The 18443-nt window shown below is 49.0% G+C and carries 17 protein-coding genes and 1 other RNA gene (1 of these 18 running past the window's edge); 7 read left to right on the top strand and 11 right to left on the bottom strand.

The genetic code is table 11. From position 1 onward, the window contains the following. The 4 genes in view from N7E60_RS11355 to N7E60_RS11370 are tightly spaced (at most 5 nt apart) and all read right to left on the bottom strand, a layout consistent with a single transcriptional unit that may run on beyond the window. A protein-coding gene (locus tag N7E60_RS11355; protein ID WP_069591131.1) for a type IV pilus modification PilV family protein crosses the window boundary here: on the bottom strand, window positions 1-15 show its 5' portion. The gene continues 408 nt to the left of window position 1, outside the view; only the first 15 of its 423 coding nucleotides appear in the window; it begins with the start codon at window positions 13-15; the stop codon falls past the left edge of the window. Between the two features lie 5 nt (window positions 16-20). After that, window positions 21-1433, bottom strand: a complete 1413-nt coding sequence (locus N7E60_RS11360; protein WP_269597519.1) for a hypothetical protein — start codon at window positions 1431-1433, stop codon at window positions 21-23. Further along, window positions 1430-2068 carry a hypothetical protein gene (locus N7E60_RS11365; protein ID WP_269597520.1) on the bottom strand — a complete coding sequence of 213 codons (639 nt, stop codon included), beginning with the start codon at window positions 2066-2068 and terminating at the stop codon, window positions 1430-1432. The genes N7E60_RS11360 and N7E60_RS11365 overlap by 4 nt, the downstream gene beginning before the upstream one ends. Beyond that, the gene (locus N7E60_RS11370; RefSeq protein WP_077457702.1) at window positions 2055-2651 is read right to left on the bottom strand and encodes a pilus assembly FimT family protein; all 597 of its coding nucleotides are present in this window, start codon (window positions 2649-2651) and stop codon (window positions 2055-2057) included. The genes N7E60_RS11365 and N7E60_RS11370 overlap by 14 nt, the downstream gene beginning before the upstream one ends. Before the next feature lie 100 nt (window positions 2652-2751). Between N7E60_RS11370 and N7E60_RS11375 the strand changes: the two genes are divergently transcribed. Next, a complete protein-coding gene (locus N7E60_RS11375) occupies window positions 2752-3207 on the top strand; it encodes a type IV pilin protein (RefSeq protein ID WP_077457724.1) in 456 nt (151 codons plus the stop codon). Window positions 3208-3270: 63 nt separating this feature from the next. Here N7E60_RS11375 and dnaJ read toward each other — a convergent pair whose 3' ends face one another. The 3 genes from dnaJ to grpE form a co-directional block, all read right to left on the bottom strand. Beyond that, window positions 3271-4419: a molecular chaperone DnaJ gene (gene dnaJ / locus N7E60_RS11380; protein WP_077457704.1), complete on the bottom strand. Its 1149-nt coding sequence runs from the start codon at window positions 4417-4419 to the stop codon at window positions 3271-3273. Window positions 4420-4538: 119 nt separating this feature from the next. Then, window positions 4539-6461: a molecular chaperone DnaK gene (gene dnaK / locus N7E60_RS11385; protein WP_269597521.1), complete on the bottom strand. Its 1923-nt coding sequence runs from the start codon at window positions 6459-6461 to the stop codon at window positions 4539-4541. Window positions 6462-6693: 232 nt separating this feature from the next. Beyond that, the gene (gene grpE / locus N7E60_RS11390) at window positions 6694-7341 is read right to left on the bottom strand and encodes a nucleotide exchange factor GrpE (protein ID WP_077480966.1); all 648 of its coding nucleotides are present in this window, start codon (window positions 7339-7341) and stop codon (window positions 6694-6696) included. 173 nt (window positions 7342-7514) lie between these two features. Here grpE and nadK point away from each other — a divergent pair, with 173 nt between their 5' ends. From nadK to N7E60_RS11410, 4 genes are all read left to right on the top strand, one after another. Beyond that, window positions 7515-8396, top strand: a complete 882-nt coding sequence (gene nadK / locus N7E60_RS11395; RefSeq protein WP_069591147.1) for an NAD(+) kinase — start codon at window positions 7515-7517, stop codon at window positions 8394-8396. A 174-nt stretch (window positions 8397-8570) separates the two neighbouring features. Further along, complete coding sequence (gene recN / locus N7E60_RS11400) at window positions 8571-10238, top strand: DNA repair protein RecN (RefSeq protein WP_269597523.1); 1668 nt, start codon at window positions 8571-8573, stop codon at window positions 10236-10238. A gap of 256 nt (window positions 10239-10494) precedes the next feature. Beyond that, entirely contained in the window at window positions 10495-10851 is a 357-nt protein-coding gene (gene bamE, locus N7E60_RS11405; RefSeq protein ID WP_069591158.1) for an outer membrane protein assembly factor BamE, read from the top strand. A gap of 91 nt (window positions 10852-10942) precedes the next feature. Next, entirely contained in the window at window positions 10943-11764 is an 822-nt protein-coding gene (locus tag N7E60_RS11410; protein WP_269597524.1) for an alpha/beta fold hydrolase, read from the top strand. Between the two features lie 94 nt (window positions 11765-11858). On the opposite strand, the gene N7E60_RS11415 is transcribed toward N7E60_RS11410, so the two are convergent. Continuing rightward, a complete protein-coding gene (locus tag N7E60_RS11415; protein WP_069591153.1) occupies window positions 11859-12209 on the bottom strand; it encodes an RnfH family protein in 351 nt (116 codons plus the stop codon). Beyond that, on the bottom strand, window positions 12202-12633 hold the full coding sequence (locus N7E60_RS11420) for an SRPBCC family protein (protein WP_069591154.1): 432 nt from the start codon (window positions 12631-12633) through the stop codon (window positions 12202-12204). Before N7E60_RS11420 ends, N7E60_RS11415 begins: the two co-directional genes overlap by 8 nt. Before the next feature lie 157 nt (window positions 12634-12790). Here N7E60_RS11420 and smpB point away from each other — a divergent pair, with 157 nt between their 5' ends. Beyond that, complete coding sequence (gene smpB / locus N7E60_RS11425; protein ID WP_069591156.1) at window positions 12791-13276, top strand: SsrA-binding protein SmpB; 486 nt, start codon at window positions 12791-12793, stop codon at window positions 13274-13276. A gap of 47 nt (window positions 13277-13323) precedes the next feature. Continuing rightward, window positions 13324-13690, top strand: a transfer-messenger RNA (tmRNA) gene (gene ssrA / locus N7E60_RS11430). Between the two features lie 257 nt (window positions 13691-13947). On the opposite strand, the gene N7E60_RS11435 is transcribed toward ssrA, so the two are convergent. Next, the gene (locus tag N7E60_RS11435; protein ID WP_269597525.1) at window positions 13948-14901 is read right to left on the bottom strand and encodes an NYN domain-containing protein; all 954 of its coding nucleotides are present in this window, start codon (window positions 14899-14901) and stop codon (window positions 13948-13950) included. A 293-nt stretch (window positions 14902-15194) separates the two neighbouring features. Further along, the gene (locus tag N7E60_RS11440; protein WP_269597527.1) at window positions 15195-18443 is read right to left on the bottom strand and encodes a type I restriction endonuclease subunit R; all 3249 of its coding nucleotides are present in this window, start codon (window positions 18441-18443) and stop codon (window positions 15195-15197) included.

Here is an 18443-nt window from a genome sequence, read left to right on the forward strand (position 1 = left end):
AGATTGAGACTTCATCGCCTTTACCCTCCACTGGGTGGTATTAGGTTGTAATAGCTATTGGGTAAGGGCCTTAACTGTCCGAGACCCTCAAAACTAGCACGCTTATTACCATCATCATAATTAGCAACTAAAGAGCCATTAATGACGGTATTGCCATCAGGTACATCGATGATAAATGCACCATTGGTTTTAAAACTACCATGAAACCAGAAGGGGACTCGGCTTGCCTGCTCAGGTTCTCGCACATTGGTTGCAATGTGCTGGCAAAGCTCACTTATCGACGCATTACTGTGCGTGCATGATACCTGCCCACCCTGAGAGCTATCCATGCCCCATTGCTCCGCAAACTTGTTCGCGTTCATCGTGGGGTTAAACTGATACACCACACCATTAAATGGATTGATCGCACCACGAAGAGCCATAATGCCATCTTGCACAACCAACAACACGGGTGGGTCACTCGGCAAAATGGCGGTATTTCTATGCTTGTTAGATGAATCACTCGGAGACTTGAATGTCTTGGGAGTTAAATCACAAGGCCCATCAACCCAGACTTTCACGTTAGGTTGTCCGCTCCCCTGTTCCATCGCATTGTAGACCGATTCATAACATTTCGATGCATCGCCATGCGTTTCAACGATGGTTCCGCCTTTTTCCTCAAACTGCTGTTTGGCAAGCCGCCACTGTGAACGCGGGACACCAAAAAAGTCTTGGAAAAGATCCATGTCCTTCACATTGGTTTGTACATCTTTTTTGAGCAGCTTCCTTGTCTCATCGCGGCTATCAGCTACTTTGTAATCGAGCACCTCAGTTTTATACTCAGGTGCACATTCATCTCCTCCTCCTAAGTGGACGGAGAATGTGTTTTGGCTTTTTTCCTCTTCGTTATCCGGCACACCTTCACTTGGTTTTCGCGGGCTAATCCTCACATCACCACCGGCAATAATGGACTGACATTCATAGCGTCCATCGTCACGTTTTTTGCCCTTCGCCGGCCGCCACTTATTCGCTCCATAAAATAACGCCGAACCTGACGTGACAAATGCCGCCGCGCGACCGCCTCCCGCGCCTTGCAAGGTGACTCCAACCTCCTGCTGATGTGAGTGACTACTTAGCCGCCACAACGAGGGATTGTTTGGCCAAGGCGCTAGCTCTAATCGACTTCCAGCCACACCTTGGCACTCTGATAATTGAGTCAGCCCTTCGGCCGCCTCACCGGATGAGAGGTCGAGACCCTCTTGATAGATTTTTGCCACCGCACAATCTAACCCCGCCCAAGCCCGAGAAAGATACTCTTGCGTTTTAATTCGTGTCTGAGCTTGCTGGATATCACTAATCGCACGCCGACTCACGCCAAACACTATCAACAGTGCAATCAAAGCAATACTGGCCACCACAACGAGCGTTGCAATACCGGTCTGTGTCTTTCTCATAACTGCCTCATTGTGTTACGTAAAACTAGGGTTCGAGATAAGCTTTCTTGCGTGTGTGGGGCCTCTTTTAACGCGGCAGATAAGGTGATGGTTAGGGCCGTGACGGTGCGATGGTTGGACGTGCTCACCTCTTTGCGCTCAAAAGTCAGGTTATCAATCACAATGTTGCGTGAAGAGATATCTCGCCAGTAACCGGACTGACACGTCCAGTTGGATGTATCGTCGTGGTTCTCGTAGATTTCTATAGCCTGATTATCAGCATCAAACCGAAAGCCTTTGACATCATCTTTTCCTGCATCCAACTGAGGAACGACGCCCGTCTGTTGGTAGGCAAACCGAATGCATTGCCCCTGATTGTTGCTGCCAGTGTCGTCAATCAAAATCAGATGCTGATCTACTTGGAACGCTGCTGTCTCACCACACTGATAACACAATCCAGCTCGACGAATATCAGACTCCATCATGGTCAGTAAGCGGCTTAGCTCAAGGGACAAGTTAGTCTTCGCATCAAGACGGGTTTGAGTCACACTGGCAGACGTCATCATCGACAATGCCGCCAACATGACCATCAGGCTAACCGATAAACCGATCAGCAGTTCGAGCAAACCATACCCCCACTGATTAACTACTCGCATCGTTTTCACCCTCAGTGCGGCAAGTCGTGTTGTCTTTATTTTTGCAATGGCTAAAACCAAGGTACTGACGGATTTGCACGATATAGTCTGGCTGTTGGCTCTTTGCGGTGCTTAATCCCAGTGTGAGGTTGAGGTTTGGCCGCTGGGTGCGAAAGTCAATCGTGAATAAATCGCCGTCGGGTTGTACTTGCCACTCTTCTTTAACTTTTTGTTTTAGCGTGACCTGTTTATCTAGCCTCACCATCAAGGCTTGGGTTTGGTGGCAGTCGAGAGACGGTGGCTGTCGGCCTGCTGATGTTCGGGCTGTGGACACTGGCTCTGCTTTGGCAACAATGCAATCCACCCCATCCTCACTCACGAAGCTAACAACATACGGACGACTTTCTTTAACGGCTCGGCTTTGAGCCAATTGAAACAAACTGGTGAGTGCCGCACTGTCATTGGCAATTAACGTCGCTTGGCGCGCTTTTTGAAAGTTGGGAAACGCAATGCTGCAGGTGATCGCCAGCACAGCAAGCGCGATTAGTGACTCAATTAAAGTAAAGCCATGAGAAAGCCGCTTCAGATGAGGGATAAAACGCATACTGCCTCCCAAGTTAATCGCCCACCGATTGATGATGAGAGTACCACTGCCCTAGGCTGGATGACGTTTTAGTGACAGAGTCTTCGAGAGGCTAACAAAAATGAGGTTTAACAGTATCTCACGCTTACAAAAAGGCGTGACATTAGTCGAGTTACTGTTTGGGGTAGCCATTATTGCTACGTTGGTAGGCATCGCGTTACCCGCTTATTCTCATTACAAACAGCAACAAGAAAGGCAACATGCAAAGCGTAATCTGGTTCAGCTGCAAGGGTGGATAGAAGATCATTTTATTACCCATCAATCCTTTCCTAACGCCAGCGACCAAACTGAGTTAAAAGATAAGCTGTGCGAAAACTGTCAGCTATCTGAACGCTACAACTTTGCAGTCCATGGGCAAACGAAAAGCTATTATGTCACTGCTACGCCACGTCAGGAAAGCGCGCAAAACAACGACCCCTGTGGGGTATTGACCTTATACCCGAGCGGGCTAATTGCCGCGCAATCAAACCATAAAGATTGTCCGCTTCCCCATATACAGCGGCCGACGAAAGGATAAAAAAATAGCCAGCGCGAGGCTGGCTATTCATTATCTTAGTGTTCTTTGGACACGTGGCACTTTTTACCCGGTAAGGTCATCGAAGAATTTCTTCACGCCATCGAAAAAGCCTTCTGATTTTGGCTTATGCTTTTTCGCTTCGCTTCCACTGAATGACTCTTCAAGCTCTTGTAAAAGCTCTTTTTGACGGCTGCTCAATTTGACAGGGGTTTCCACCACCAGCTTACAAATGAGATCGCCCATACCACCGCCACGTACGGATTGTACGCCTTTACCGCGCATCCGGAACATGCGTCCCGTTTGCGTTTCGGCCGGCACTTTCAAGCTCACACGGCCATCCAACGTCGGGACTTCAACTTCGCCACCGAGTGCGGCCATTGTGAAGCTAACCGGTACTTCGCAGTACAGGTTATTGCCATCACGGGTAAAAATATGGTGCTCGCGAATGTGTACTTGTACGTACAAATCACCCGCTGGGGCACCGTTTTCTCCGGCTTCACCTTCACCTGATAGGCGAATACGATCCCCAGTATCGACGCCAGCTGGAATTTTCACATTCAGGTGTTTGGTCTTTTTCACACGACCTTGACCATGACAGCTGTTACAAGGGTCTTTAATAATGGAGCCGCTACCATGACAGGTTGGACAGGTTTGCTGCACGGCAAAGAAACCTTGGCGCATTTGCACCTGACCAATACCATTACAGGTACCACAGGTTTGCTTTTGCGAGCCAGGTTTGGCGCCGCTGCCATGACACGTATCACAGCCTACATAGGTCGGGACTTCGATCTCTTTGCTGACGCCACGGACCGCCTCTTCAAGCGTTAGCTCCATGTTATAGCGCAGATCGGCACCACGTTGCGCGCGTTGCTGACCACCGCGACGCCCTCCGCCGAATATATCGCCGAATACGTCACCAAAAATATCGCTAAAGTCAGCGCCACCGCCGAAACCACCGCCGCCGAAGCCGCCGCCACCCATACCGCCTTGTTCAAAGGCTGCGTGGCCATATTGATCATAGGCAGCGCGTTTTTGTGGGTCGGTCAGCACTTCGTACGCCAGCTTAATTTCTTTGAACTGGTCAGCGGCATCTTCGCCTTTATTACGGTCTGGGTGATATTTCATCGCCAGCCGCTTATAGGCTTTTTTAATATCGCGCTCGCTCGCATCGCGGCTTAGACCGAGCACTTCATATAAATCTCTTTTTGACATGGTCTGACTGCACCTGTTTACGTCAACAAAACAAAGACGTTCAAATCACGGTTTGATAAAACGACGGGCGAAGGAGATTGCTCCCCTACGCCCGTGCTTACTAACGACAGCGCTTTCGCTTATTTCTTGTCGTCGTCTTTGACTTCTTCAAACTCAGCGTCAACGACGTCATCGTCTTGTTTCGCTGAATCTGCACCGGCGTCTTGTTGCGCCTGCTCAGCTTGTGCTTGCTGCTGAGCAATTTCCATCAGTTTTGATGAAGCCGCGACCAGTGCTTGTACTTTCGCATCGATGGCTTCTTTATCTTCGCCATTGCGCGCAGTTTCAAGCTCAGAGATCGCTGTTTCGATCTTCTCTTTGTCTTCTGCTGGCAGTTTGTCGCCCGCTTCTTCAACTTGCTTACGGGTGCCATGAACCAGCTGATCCGCTTGGTTACGTGCAGTTGCGAGCTCTTCGAACTTCTTGTCCGCTTCTTTGTTCGCTTCTGCCTCTTGAACCATCTTCTCAACTTCTTCATCACTCAAGCCGCCAGACGCTTGGATGGTGATTTTCTGCTCTTGACCCGTTTGCTTGTCCTTCGCAGACACGTTCAAGATACCATCAGCATCAAGATCGAAGGTCACTTCGATTTGTGGCACACCACGTGGCGCAGGCTGAATGCCTTCTAGGTTAAACTGACCCAGTGATTTGTTATGCATGGCTTGCTTACGCTCGCCTTGAATCACGTGGATAGTTACCGCGCTTTGGTTGTCTTCCGCCGTCGAGAACACTTGGTTCGCTTTAGTTGGGATCGTGGTGTTCTTCTCGATGAGCTTGGTCATCACACCGCCCATGGTTTCAATACCCAGTGACAGAGGCGTTACGTCAAGCAATAGCACGTCTTTTACGTCACCTGACAGTACACCACCTTGCACTGCCGCACCAACGGCAACCGCTTCATCCGGGTTCACGTCTTTGCGTGGGTCTTTACCAAAGTACTCAGCAACTTTCGCCTGTACCATTGGCATACGGGTTTGACCACCTACCAAGATAACATCAGTGATTTCGTCAACAGACAGCTCGGCGTCTGCCAGAGCGACTTTCAGTGGCTCAAGAGAACGTTGAACCAAATCTTCAACCAAAGACTCAAGCTTGGCGCGCGTTACCTTGATGTTCATGTGCTTAGGACCAGTTGCATCCGCAGTCACATAAGGCAGGTTAACGTCAGTTTGCTGTGCAGAAGAGAGCTCGATTTTCGCTTTTTCTGCCGCTTCTTTCAGACGTTGCATCGCCAATGGGTCTTGACGCAAGTCGATGCCTTGCTCTTTCTTAAACTCGTCGACCAAGTAAGTGATCAGACGGTTATCAAAGTCTTCACCACCTAGGTGCGTGTCACCGTTAGTCGCCAGTACTTCGAACGTTTGCTCGCCATCTACTTCATCGATTTCGATGATAGAGATATCGAAGGTACCACCACCCAAGTCATAGACTGCGATAGTGCGATCGCCGCCTTTCTTGTCTAGACCATAGGCCAGTGCGGCTGCAGTTGGCTCGTTGATGATACGCTTAACTTCTAGACCTGCGATACGACCAGCATCCTTAGTTGCTTGACGCTGAGAGTCGTTAAAGTAAGCAGGTACTGTGATAACCGCGCCAGTCACTTCCTCACCGAGGAAGTCTTCAGCGGTTTTCTTCATTTTCTTCAGAACCTCAGCAGAGACCTGAGGTGCAGCCATTTTCTGGCCTTTCGCCTCAACCCACGCATCGCCATTGTCAGCTTTGACAATTTTGTATGGCATGATGCTGATGTCGCGCTGTACTTCTTCGTCTTCAAAACGACGACCGATCAAACGTTTGATCGCGAACAGGGTGTTTTCTGGGTTTGTCACCGCCTGACGCTTTGCAGGTTGACCGACTAGCGTTTCACCGTCTTGTGTATAAGCGATGATTGAAGGTGTTGTACGATCACCCTCTGCGTTTTCAATCACGCGTGCTTTTTCACCGTCTAGTACAGCGACACATGAGTTGGTTGTACCCAAGTCAATACCAATGATTTTACCCATCTGGTGCTCTCCGAAATTCGTTCTGTGGCTTTATTGCGTTACACCCTATGTGGGGGTAACCGTGAGAGGTTCAACCCCTCACCGCAAATTTTTATTTAACGCTGCAATCTAAATAAGGGCAGCATGCTTGTTTTCAAGGTCTGCGATAAAAAAAACCGCATTTTTTAGGCCTTTTATATCGAGTGGCTGACAAAAGGCCTGTATTTATTGACGTTTTCGACGTCAGACCTTGTTACGCTTTTTCGTCAACGTTGCCTTGTGGTGCTTTAGATACCATCACCATCGCTGGGCGCACGACGCGACCATTTAGCTCGTAACCTTTTTGCATCACCATCATCACGGTGTTTGGCTCGTGCTCAGCGCTTTCTTGAATTGACATCGCTTGGTGCAGTTCAGGATTGAATGGCTGACCTTGCGGATCAATCGCGTTTAGGCCGAACTTTTCAACCGTATCAGTCATGGTTTTTAGGGTAAGCTCCACCCCTTCAACCATAGGCTTGATGGCTTCGTTTTCTTTATCCGCCATCTCGACAGCACGCTCCATGTTATCAATCACGGGCAACAGCTCACCGGCAAACTTCTCTAGTGCGAATTTACGCGCTTTATCGATTTCTTGCTCAGTGCGACGGCGCATATTGTCGACATCCGCACGGGCACGCAGCACGCTGTCTTGCTGCTCTTTCACTTTCGCTTCACTGGCTTCAAGTGCGGCTTCAAGCTCGGTAATACGTGCAATCATGGCCTCGGTCTCGGCGTCTTCGATATCCGCCGCACTACCGCTCACTTGTTGCTCAGTGGCCTGCTCTGCGTTTTTGGCTTCAGCAGCTTGCGCTTGTTTTACGGCTTCCTGCTCTTGCTTCACTTTCTGTTCTTCGCTCATGATCACTCCGACACAAATGGCATTGCCCAGCACGCCACTGGGACTATTCAACTTGATTGACGGGGTTATTATGGGGATGAATATTCACGATTCAACCATCAGGCCAACCCAAATCACGACAATCGCGATTTTGCCGCGTTATACTGGGCACAAATAGACACAGGATCCGCATTATGTCGACACCTTTTACACGCATTGCGCTTATCGGTAAGCCCCGCAATCCAGAGGCCGTGAACACACACATTAGCCTTTACCACTGGCTCACGGAGCGTGGCTATGAGGTGTGCATTGATACGCGTCTTAGCGCTAACTTGGGGTTACCCGATGCGCATTACTTGGATCTTGTTACGATTGGTCAACACGCTGACTTGGCCATCGTGATCGGGGGCGACGGTAATATGCTGGGCGCGGCACGCGTGTTATCGCGCAGTGACATTAAGGTCATTGGAGTGAATCGGGGCAATTTGGGCTTTTTGACCGACTTAGATCCCGACGCCTTCGAAAACGCGCTTGAAGCCGTCTTGAGCGGTGAATATATGGAAGAAGATCGGTTTTTACTCGAAACCGAGATCCACCGTCATGACCAAGTCAAAAGTCATAATGCCTCATTGAACGAAGCAGTGCTCCACCCAGGGCAAGTGGCGCATATGATTGAGTTTGAAGTTTACATTAACGAACAGTTTGCCTTTTCTCAGCGCTCTGACGGGATCATTATTTCAACTCCCACCGGCTCCACGGCGTACAGTTTATCGGGAGGCGGCCCTATTCTCTCTCCGAGCCTAAACGCGATTTCACTGGTCCCTATGTTCCCTCACACCCTATCCAGCCGTCCGTTAGTCGTCGATGGCAACCGCCGCATTAAACTGCTGGTTTCGCCCGATAACCGCGGCACGCTGGAAGTCAGTTGCGACGGACAAGTCTCTCTTCCTGTGAACCCTGGCGACGAGGTGCATATTTATAAAAGCCCGGCCACGCTGAAGCTTATCCATCCCAAAGATTACAATTATTACAACACGTTACGCACCAAGCTAGGCTGGTCGTCGAAACTCTTCTAATCGCTTCCCTTGCCGTAAAAGGGCATAAAAGCAGGTTCGCCTGCTTTTTTTGGTGTGCAATTTTTGTGCGGAAACTCCCAGAAGGAACAATTCTTCTTTTTACATATTCACTGGATGTAAAAACAGTATATACTGTATCTATACACAGTTGTTGATAGATACAGGTGTTTTCCTATGTTAGCCGATATGACCATTCAAAACTTTGCCATCGTGAAATCCTTGGAGTTGGAGTTTAGTAAAGGAATGACGGCGATCACCGGAGAGACAGGTGCAGGTAAATCGATTTCTATCGATGCGCTCGGCCTTTGCCTAGGCGACCGCGCGGATGCCAATATGGTTCGCCCCGGCGAAAAACGCGCAGAGATCACCGCCAGTTTTACCCTCGAACAAAACAGTGCGGCACGTCGTTGGTTGCAAGACAATGAGCTTGAAGACGGCGACGACTGTATTCTCCGTCGCGTGATTACCAAAGAAGGCCGCTCTCGTGCTTACATTAACGGTAACCCTGTCCCTGCCTCACAGCAAAAAGCGCTAGGACAACTACTGATTAATGTCCATGGTCAACACGCTCACCAACAACTGTTGCGCCCAGAACACCAGATCACCCTGCTCGACCAATATGCCGGACACCAATCACTGCTCGATAAGATGGCGTCTCGCTACCAACGTTGGCGTCGTGCTAAAAACGAGTTAAAGGCACTGATCAAGAAAAAAGACGATCTCGATGCACAACAACAACTGCTGGAATATCAAGTCGGCGAATTGAACGAGCTGGCACTAGGCGAAGATGAATACCAGCAGATTGAAGAAGAACACAAGCGCTTATCAAACAGCGGCGATATTGCGATGACAAGCCAAGCGGTCGTGGATTTGCTCAGTGATAACGAAGACGCTAACGCGCTCAACCTTTTAAATGCCGCGCAGCAACGCTTGGTTGAACTGGCCGCGCTGGACAGTCAATTTGAGCCTTTAGCCACGCTCATTGAAGAAGCGCGCATTCAAGCGCAAGAAGCGAGTCAAGAAGTGACCAGTTATCTCGACCGGTTAGACATGGATCCGCAACGCCTGCAATACCTTGATGCGCGTATGAGCACGATTATGAGCTTGTCACGCAAACATCATGTGCAACCCGAAGCGCTTTATCAAACGCACCAACAACTGATCCAAGAACTGGATAAATTAGCCCATAATGATGAGGCGATTGAGCAGCTCCAAGCCGACGTGGATGCGCATTTTGCCGCCTGTTTGGATACAGCAGAAAAACTCAGTAAAAGTCGACGTCGTTATGCCCGTGAGCTCAATAAACTGATCACGCAAAGCATGCACCAACTGAGCATGGAGCACGGTACCTTTGAAATCCAAGTCGAAAACAAAGCCGACACTCACCTAAGTCCCTTAGGGGGAGATGCGGTGGCCTTTTTGGTGTCAACCAACCCGGGTCAACCGCTGCAACCGCTCGCAAGGGTTGCTTCTGGCGGTGAGTTATCTCGGATTTCATTAGCCATTCAAGTAATCACCGCCCAAAAAGTGGAAACCCCGAGTCTGATCTTTGATGAAGTCGATGTGGGTATCAGTGGTCCAACAGCGGCGATTGTCGGTAAGTTACTCCGTCAATTGGGTCAGTCGACCCAAGTAATGTGCGTAACACACTTACCCCAGGTTGCCGGATGCGGGCATCAGCAAATGTTTGTCGCCAAGCAAACAGAAAAAGGCACCACAACGACCCGTATGTATCCGCTGGCCCGCGACGAACGTATCAATGAACTGGCACGCCTACTCGGCGGTAGTGAGATCACCGAGCGTACGCTGGCCAATGCCGAGGACTTGCTGGTTGCCGCATAGCATGCGTCAACCCATGGCTCTCACCGATTCGCGACACCTCACAAACCTGTGAGCGTGTCGCCTTTTTCTCTTTTTAGGGCGAACTTTTTTCGATTCTTCCCATCCAATCGCTAGTCGCGAGCAGGTTTTTTACATATATTCCGAGCTTGTTTATACTCATCCGCCTTTCGTCAGGAACGAAAAAGCCTGTATCCACGGAATGATTTGCGTGTGAGTGATATTATTTGCCATCAACGAGACAGTGAAGATGTTAACTATGGGTTGGACTAAAGCCGCCATTGCTGCCCTAATGGCAATTGCCATTACTGGCTGTTCTTACGCCGAGAAACTGGTTTATCGCGTCGATATCAATCAGGGCAATTACATCGAAGAAAAAGCCGTAGACTCACTTAAGTTTGGCATGACCAAAGAGCAGGTTAAGTTCTTACTCGGCCCTCCTATGCTGGTCGAATCTGGCTACCCAAACACGTGGTATTTTGTCCAATGGCAACAGCCTGGTCACCAAGCACCAACACAAAAAGATCTCGTGCTCTCTTTTGATGACAACAACCAGTTAGTCAAGGTCGATGGTGACTTCACGCCGGGTGAAAGCTTTTTCGAAGCCGTCCAATAATTCACGTTTCCGCGCAGTATCGCCACTGCGCGGAGCTCCTCTGCCTTCGCGTTCATGGTAGTCTTAAGCTTTTACGCTTAGCTATCACACTATGAAATATATCTTCGAACACCATGGAAAACGCCTTGCTTACCAAGATGTTGGGCAAGGGCCTGTTCTGTTATTCGGCCATAGCTACCTGTGGGACAGTGCCATGTGGGCGCCTCAGGTTGAAGTGTTAAGTCGCCATTACCGTTGCATTGTGCCTGACTTGTGGGCCCACGGGGACTCAGACGATGCGCCCGAACAGACACACTCACTCGCTGATATTGCGGCAGACATGCTCGCACTGCTCGATCACCTCAACATCGAACAGGTCACGCTCATTGGTCTGTCCGTTGGCGGAATGTGGGGCGTTGAGTTTGCTCAGTTAGCGCCTTCGCGTTTGAAAGCATTGGTGTTAATGGACACCTTTGTCGGTCGCGAACCTGAGGTAACGCATCAAAAATACATGGGAATGCTCACCACTATCGAGCAAGTCCAGCATGTCCCCGCGCCGCTTCTCGACGCCATCGTGCCACTGTTTTTCGCCCCCGCCACGCTGGCACAGCAACCGCACTTCGTCGACGCTTTCCATCACTCGCTCCAGCAACTTGAAGGCGATCGCGCTAACGCCGTCGCGCGTATTGGCCGTCTTACCTTTGACCGTCGCGATCAAATCGATGCACTCGCCCAGTTAGCATTGCCCGTGCTGATTATGGTGGGGCAACACGATGTGGCCCGTCCGCCGCTTGAGAGCTATTTGATGCAAGATGAGATCACAGGCGCGGAGCTCACACTGATCCCAGAGGCAGGACATATTGCCAACCTTGAGCAACCAGAACGAGTTACCGAACGTTTGACGCATTTTTTGCAACACGTTTATCGAGACTAATGCGTTAACAAGACAACTATCCGCGCTCTCTTGATACAAAAAAACGCCGAGAGTCGGCGTTTTTTCATGTTCGTTGCGAAAGCCGTTGACGGCGTTAAGAGCGCTTGCGCTGGGTATCCACGCGTCCACCCGTAACAGGATCCGCTTTTCCTTCTAGCTTCGCGCGTTCCGCTCGGCGTCGGCGAATTTCTTTGGGATCCGCCTGCAGTGGGCGATAAATCTCAATACGGTCCCCATCACGCACTTGCGCATCCAGCTTCACGGTGCGGCTGAAGATGCCAACTTTATTGTTGTCTAAATCAATCTCTGGGTAAGCTTTAAGCACACCAGATTGGCGAATAATCTCTTCAACGGTCGATTGCGGTTTCACCACACAATTAAAAATCCGCTGCTCATTCGGCAATGCGTAGACCACCTCAACACGGAGTAGTGTTTCTTCACTCATAGATCGTTTTCGCTCGTTCAGTAAATGCTTTCACCATACTACTTGTTAGCTCGCTGAAGATACGACCAAACGCCACTTCAACTAATCGATTGGTAAACTCAAATTCAAGATCGAGCTCAATTTTACAGGCGTCGCTGGAAAGCGGTGTAAAGCGCCAACCTCCGCTCAGCCGTTTAAATGGCCCATCGACCAATGTCATATCAATGCGCGTGTTTTCCACCAAGTAATTTTTGGTCGTAAAGGTTTTCTTAATGCCTGCCTTCGCCACGTCTAACGATGCCACCATGGTTGTGTCAGTGTGCTCAATCAAGCGTGTGCTCACGCACCCAGGCAAAAACTGTGGATAGGCCTCAACATCATTCACCAAGGCAAACATTTGCTCAGCACTGTAAGGCACTAAAGCCGAGCGGATAATTTGCGGCATAAGGACTCCTTGCAAGTTAACCGCGAAATCATACCACCGCCGCATCTATTCACCAAAGCGTGCAGCCGCGTGTATCGACAAATACAGATGCGCTTCACTCAGGCTCGTGCGATAATCCTTTCATTCCTCAACACATAGCCTTTATAATGCGCCCACTATGGCTAAGAAAAACGCAAAGAACAAAGCAAGCAGTAACACCATCGCGCTGAATAAAAAAGCTCGCCATGAGTTCTTCATCGAAGATGACTTTGAGGCCGGGCTTGAGCTACAAGGCTGGGAAGTAAAATCTCTCCGTGCCGGTAAAGCCAATATCAGCGAAAGTTATGTGTTGCTGAAAGACGGGGAAGCCTTTTTGTTCGGGGCAACCATCACCCCGCTTAATGTGGCCTCCACCCATGTGGTGGCTGATCCTCAGCGTACACGCAAGCTCTTGCTTAAGCGTCGTGAGCTTGATACCTTGATCGGAAAAGTTAACCGGGATGGTTTCACAGTCGTGGCTCTTTCCCTGTACTGGAAAAAATCCTTCGCCAAGCTCAAAATCGGCTTAGCAAAAGGTAAAAAACTTCACGATAAACGCGATACCGCGAAAGACAGAGACTGGCAACGTCAAAAAGCCAGAATCATGAAAAACGCAGCACGTTAATCGTTGACGCGGCAGATCAATATGTTAGACTCTGCCGTCCAAACTCTGGGGCTGATTCAGGATTCGACAGGATTGAGAAGGCCCGTGGAGCATGCCGAGGGGCGGTTGGCCTCGTAAAAAGCCGCAAAAAAATAGTCGCAAACGACGAAAACTACGCACTAGCAGCTTAATAACCTGTTGAGTGCCTATCCTCCCTAGCCTTCGCCTGTAGGACGGGGATCAAGGATAGTCAAAACCAAACAGGATCGCGTGGATGCTTTGACCCGAAAGCTGAAGCGTTAAATCTAAGTCGGGTATGTCTTTGTGTGGCGTGTTTGTCCGCAGCACACTGACGAGATTAAAGACAAACTAAGCATGTAGCGCCATTGGTTAGACTGATTCTGGACGCGGGTTCAACTCCCGCCAGCTCCACCAAATTCGTATACGAAGACGTTCTAGAACGTTTGAAAGCCCCGCTAAGCTCCTAGCCTAGCGGGGCTTTTTGTCTCTATAATGTTTGAGATTATCTTAGTGTAAACGGAAAACTCTAATTGCTAATGACCAGTTTTTTGGGGGTTACACCTGACCTGTAAGCAGGTTTTCACAAAGGTAGGTTCGTTAGTTCATAATTGTTATGTGTATCACCGAGAGCGGCTGTTGCTCACTTTTTACACTTCTTCCCATACTGACAACTAGGCATTATTCCTCATATGCTCAGCAAAACACTTTGCATGAGCTAAGACAGCTTCAACACCTTCCCTTGTATAGAGCATGGTTGATGGGTCTTCGGCCAGCTCTGGTAAACCGTCAGTAGCCGGCTTGGGAGAGCACAGCCAGCGCCACGCTTTGGGTACTGAACCACATACATCGCAAGCACTTAGAATACTCAAGAGCTCTGCGACTTGCTCTCTGTGCTCAAACCAGGATACCGGCTGAAAAGCTGGCTTTTTACCACCTGTGACCCTACATGGTAATTGAGACAACTTCAGCTCTTTATCAGTTATGAAATTTATCGTCCAATCTGCCAACTGACTCAACGACTTGTTGGTGCGCCGCGGCCCATGTCTCTCTTTTGCCGGAGTAACTAGCCCAATCTTAATTGGTGGCCTAATCCCAAGCGCGTTCAGCTCCTGTAACTTTTTCAACGCGGGAACAATATCAGTATCGTTGGTTGCAAATACTACCTGCTCAATACTGTGATCAGTAAAGGCATCAAAAACGGCATCTATGGCAATATTGACGTCACTTTGCTTCTCTTCCAGCTTCCACACTTTGACCGTCGAACAATATTTCGGCTCTTTCTCTTTACCGTCCTCGCAGCACTCAACTTTTCTTGCATCAATCTTATCGATTGCATAGCTGCCTTTAACAATCTTTATCTTGACCGCATTAGGATGATGTCCGGCAAGTGCTGCATGATAACTCCGCTGATCCTGCACTGAATGCTCATCCTGTGCAGCCCTTGGGCTTATCTCGGCAGTATAAAACTTAATCCCATGTTCTGGGTGAAGCTCAGATGAGGTAGCGCCTGAACGCGGCAGAAGGTGATTTTCGAAGAGGTGAACCAGATCCAACCATTTATATGGCGTATGTTTGAGACAGCCGTAGTAGAAGTTGTAACCGTCGATGTATACTCGTGTTCTCACATTACTTTCTTTTCTAGGCTCCAGATATGAAAAAACCGACCTAGCAGGTCGGCAATTTCGCCCAACCCCAGTGGTCGTAATGCCAACGTGGGAGAAGGGAAAGTAGTGCGCTAAATATAAGCCTTACATCTCGATTTGACAAGTGACGAATATCAAAAAAGCATCCGGCTTTTCTCTGTTTCTCTTAAAACTATAATGCATCCCAATTGACTGGCTAAGTATAAAGACGTTTCAATACAGGGCTTACTGAATGACGACACCACAGTCATCATTCGATAGTTGATAGATAGCCACTATTTAACGCCACTCAACATATCAAAAATCACCCGCGCAAATTGTTTGGTTTTGTTCGGATCAGACAACAACTGCATCATCTGCTCTTGGTGGGCTTCATTGCTATTCAAAATTGCATCATCAATCGCACGTGGGAAGTCACCCAGCATGGCTTGCTCGCGAGTGTTGTTGGCGATTTGGCTCATCACCGTTTCGTTTTCTGTGAGCTTGTCACGCACCGTAAAGGCATAGTTGATCATGTCTTTGTCGGTCAGGTTGTCAGTGAGAAATACTTCGTTCAATCGCTCAATGATGTGAGACAAAAACTCTTCTTTCTTGTCTTTTGGCTTAGCTGTACCTACATCGTTACTTGGGTGCAACTTATACTCAGGCGTATTCTCTTGAAGCTGAATGTCCTGCTGACGGATTTTTGATAAGCGATAGTGGCTCATTACCACGTCACCAAGATCTAGTTCATCCTCTTCAATCACCTTCTCGCGCAGCATTGGACGCAAGTGACGTGCATACAGGCTCAGCTTCTCTAGCTCTTTATCGTCGTAATCGACAATCTGGGACATAAACTCATAGAAGCGGACGAAGCTGCCTAAGTCTTTCTTAAAGATCTCAAGGCGGTCTTTCTCCTGCTTGCTCTCTTTGAAGGCATTTTCCGCATTAGCGATTAATACCGCATCGCCGGTTTTCTTGGTGCGTTCAAACACATTTTTGGCGTGAATGTATTCATCTACTGCAGAAGTGTAGCGCTTGCGCCAACGGTCTATCGCAGGCTTAAAGATATTACTGATCGCCGCATTAGACTTGTTTTTGGTAAAGAAGGCATCAATGAACTGCTCGACCTCCGACCAAAGGAAGATACCGCTAGCGCGTAACTTCTCTGATAGATCGAATATTTTGTCAGGGTCAGTGACATCCTCAAGCTCTGCCACTTGGTAATAAGGCTGGAAGGCATCCAAAATATCTTGTGGTTCGTTGTAGAAATCAAGCACAAACGTACCGCACTCTGCTTTGCCCGGATAGATACGGTTGAGGCGAGAGAGCGTCTGCACACACTCAACGCCAGCCAGCTTTTTATCGACATACATGGCGCAGAGTTTCGGTTGGTCAAAGCCCGTTTGAAACTTATTGGCAACCAGCATCACTTGATAATCATCAGTGTTAAAGGCTTTGCGCATCTCACGCCCTTTAAGGTCAGGGTTCATGCTATGCTCAGTAAACTTCTGATCCATAAACGCTGTGCTGTCTGGATCGGAAGCGTTAAACTCGACTTCGCCAGAAAAGGCGACCATGGCGCGAATGCCCGCGTAACCATGCTCAGACACATACTTATCAAACGCCAGTTTGTAGCGCACCGCTTCTTTACGTGAACTGGTGACCACCATGGCCTTAGCTTGACCACCTAACAGGCCCATCACGTTCTTTTTGAAGTGCTCTATGATCACTTTCACTTTCTGTGAAATGTTGTGGTCATGCAGGCGTACCCAGTTGTTAAGCTTCACCTTGGCTTTGCCGGCATCCACTTCTTTATCTTCCGCTTCCAGCTTTTGCTTGAGCTGATAGATCACCTTGTAGTTGGTGTAGTTTTTCAGCACATCAAGGATAAAGCCTTCTTCAATCGCCTGACGCATCGAATAGATGTGGTAAGCCATCGGCAAGTTGCGTTTAGATGCTGGCTGCTCTGGATCAGGCCTGCGACCAAACAACTCCAGCGTCTTTTGCTTTGGTGTGGCGGTAAAGGCGTAATAACTCAGGTTGGCACTGCCTCGACGCGCCGCAACAGTGGCATCGAGAATATCTTCAGACGATAATTCGATGTCATCATCGACTTCATCCGTCATCAACACTTCTTTAAGCTGACGAGCGGTTGCGCCTGTTTGTGACGAATGCGCTTCATCGGCAATGACGGCATAACGACGCGCTTTCAATGACGTTGAATTCTCAATCGCTTTTAACACATGCGGGAAGGTTTGAATGGTCACGATGATGATTGGTTGAGAGGTTTCCAGAGCCGAAGCCAACTTCTCTGATTTCGAGCCATCGCCCTCTTTACGGTTGATGCGCCCCACCACACCATCAGCATGTTCAAACTGATAGATGGTATCTTGTAGCTGATCATCCAATACAGTGCGGTCAGTCACCACAATCACCGAATCAAATTGCTTGTTGCCCTTGGCATCATGCAAGGTCGAGAGTTGGTGCGCTGTCCATGCAATCGAGTTGGACTTACCCGACCCTGCACTGTGCTGGATCAGGTACTTGTTACCTGTGCCTTCTTCAATCGCAGCATTGACCAGCTTGGTAACCACATCCCACTGGTGATAACGCGGGAAGATCAGGGTTTCTTTCTTGGTTTTACGCCCTTCCCAATCTTCCTTTTCTTCTATTTGAAGGTGGATAAAGCGCCCGATGATATTGAGCAGGTTATCTGGGGTTAATACCTCATTCCACAGGTAGTCGGTGGCGTAGCGATTTTCATCTTCAGGAATATCATTGCCCTTACCGCCATCATGCGTCCCTTTATTAAACGGCAAGAAGAAGGTATCGGTGCCCGCGAGTTTGGTTGCCATGTAGACTTCATACTGGCTCACCGCAAAATGCACTAACGCACCGCGTTTAAAGCTTAAAAGCGGCTCTGGCTTTTTGGTGGCTGGGTCTTTCGGTAAACGGGTTAGCTTGTATTGCGCAATGGCGTTTTCGACTGCTTGTTTGAATTCAGATTTCAGTTCAAGTGTAGAGACGGGCAAACCATTAACGAACAACACCAAGTCAATACGCCATTTCTTGGCTTTCTTGCCTGTCTCTTGTTCCTGTTCTTTGGTGGCATACGGGCTATAAACCAGCTCTGGCACAATACGGCAGATGTTTTGCTGATAACGCGCCAAGGTTTCAGGGTTGAGGTTATGCTCTGGCTTAAACTGACACAATTCAAAACGGGCATTGCGGATTTTCAAACCATGACGTAACACGCCCAAAGTGCCAAAGGTACGTGACGCACGATCAGTGGCGTTCTCATCGGCTTTTTTAAGTTGCGTCACCAAGGCATCAAGGAAGTGGCGCTCTGAGTCGGTCGGGAAGACTTTGCAGAACTTCTCCCACTCTTTCGGCTGCGTCTGTTTGATAAAGGTCAGCGCATCCGCTTCATACAATGCCGATTCGCGGTTATAGCCCTCGCCAGAGCCTTGAACCCAGCCATTGGCAACCATCTGACTGATGATGTCGTCCTGAAATACTCGTTCTTGTGTAGTATCTTTCAT

The organism is Salinivibrio proteolyticus (assembly GCF_027286365.1).
Taxonomy (GTDB): domain Bacteria; phylum Pseudomonadota; class Gammaproteobacteria; order Enterobacterales; family Vibrionaceae; genus Salinivibrio; species Salinivibrio proteolyticus.

What these genes read in the sequence shown, in the direction of transcription:
- smpB (WP_069591156.1), top strand. Translation starts at nt 12,791, where the DNA reads ATGGCTAAGAAAAACGCAAAGAACAAAGCAAGCAGTAACACCATCGCG.
- N7E60_RS11415 (WP_069591153.1), bottom strand. Translation starts at nt 12,209, where the DNA reads ATGAGTGAAGAAACACTACTCCGTGTTGAGGTGGTCTACGCATTGCCG.
- N7E60_RS11370 (WP_077457702.1), bottom strand. Translation starts at nt 2,651, where the DNA reads ATGCGTTTTATCCCTCATCTGAAGCGGCTTTCTCATGGCTTTACTTTA.
- N7E60_RS11375 (WP_077457724.1), top strand. Translation starts at nt 2,752, where the DNA reads ATGAGGTTTAACAGTATCTCACGCTTACAAAAAGGCGTGACATTAGTC.
- bamE (WP_069591158.1), top strand. Translation starts at nt 10,495, where the DNA reads ATGGGTTGGACTAAAGCCGCCATTGCTGCCCTAATGGCAATTGCCATT.
- nadK (WP_069591147.1), top strand. Translation starts at nt 7,515, where the DNA reads ATGTCGACACCTTTTACACGCATTGCGCTTATCGGTAAGCCCCGCAAT.
- N7E60_RS11440 (WP_269597527.1), bottom strand. Translation starts at nt 18,443, where the DNA reads ATGAAAGATACTACACAAGAACGAGTATTTCAGGACGACATCATCAGT.
- N7E60_RS11410 (WP_269597524.1), top strand. Translation starts at nt 10,943, where the DNA reads ATGAAATATATCTTCGAACACCATGGAAAACGCCTTGCTTACCAAGAT.
- N7E60_RS11360 (WP_269597519.1), bottom strand. Translation starts at nt 1,433, where the DNA reads ATGAGAAAGACACAGACCGGTATTGCAACGCTCGTTGTGGTGGCCAGT.
- N7E60_RS11420 (WP_069591154.1), bottom strand. Translation starts at nt 12,633, where the DNA reads ATGCCGCAAATTATCCGCTCGGCTTTAGTGCCTTACAGTGCTGAGCAA.
- recN (WP_269597523.1), top strand. Translation starts at nt 8,571, where the DNA reads ATGTTAGCCGATATGACCATTCAAAACTTTGCCATCGTGAAATCCTTG.
- grpE (WP_077480966.1), bottom strand. Translation starts at nt 7,341, where the DNA reads ATGAGCGAAGAACAGAAAGTGAAGCAAGAGCAGGAAGCCGTAAAACAA.
- dnaK (WP_269597521.1), bottom strand. Translation starts at nt 6,461, where the DNA reads ATGGGTAAAATCATTGGTATTGACTTGGGTACAACCAACTCATGTGTC.
- dnaJ (WP_077457704.1), bottom strand. Translation starts at nt 4,419, where the DNA reads ATGTCAAAAAGAGATTTATATGAAGTGCTCGGTCTAAGCCGCGATGCG.
- N7E60_RS11365 (WP_269597520.1), bottom strand. Translation starts at nt 2,068, where the DNA reads ATGCGAGTAGTTAATCAGTGGGGGTATGGTTTGCTCGAACTGCTGATC.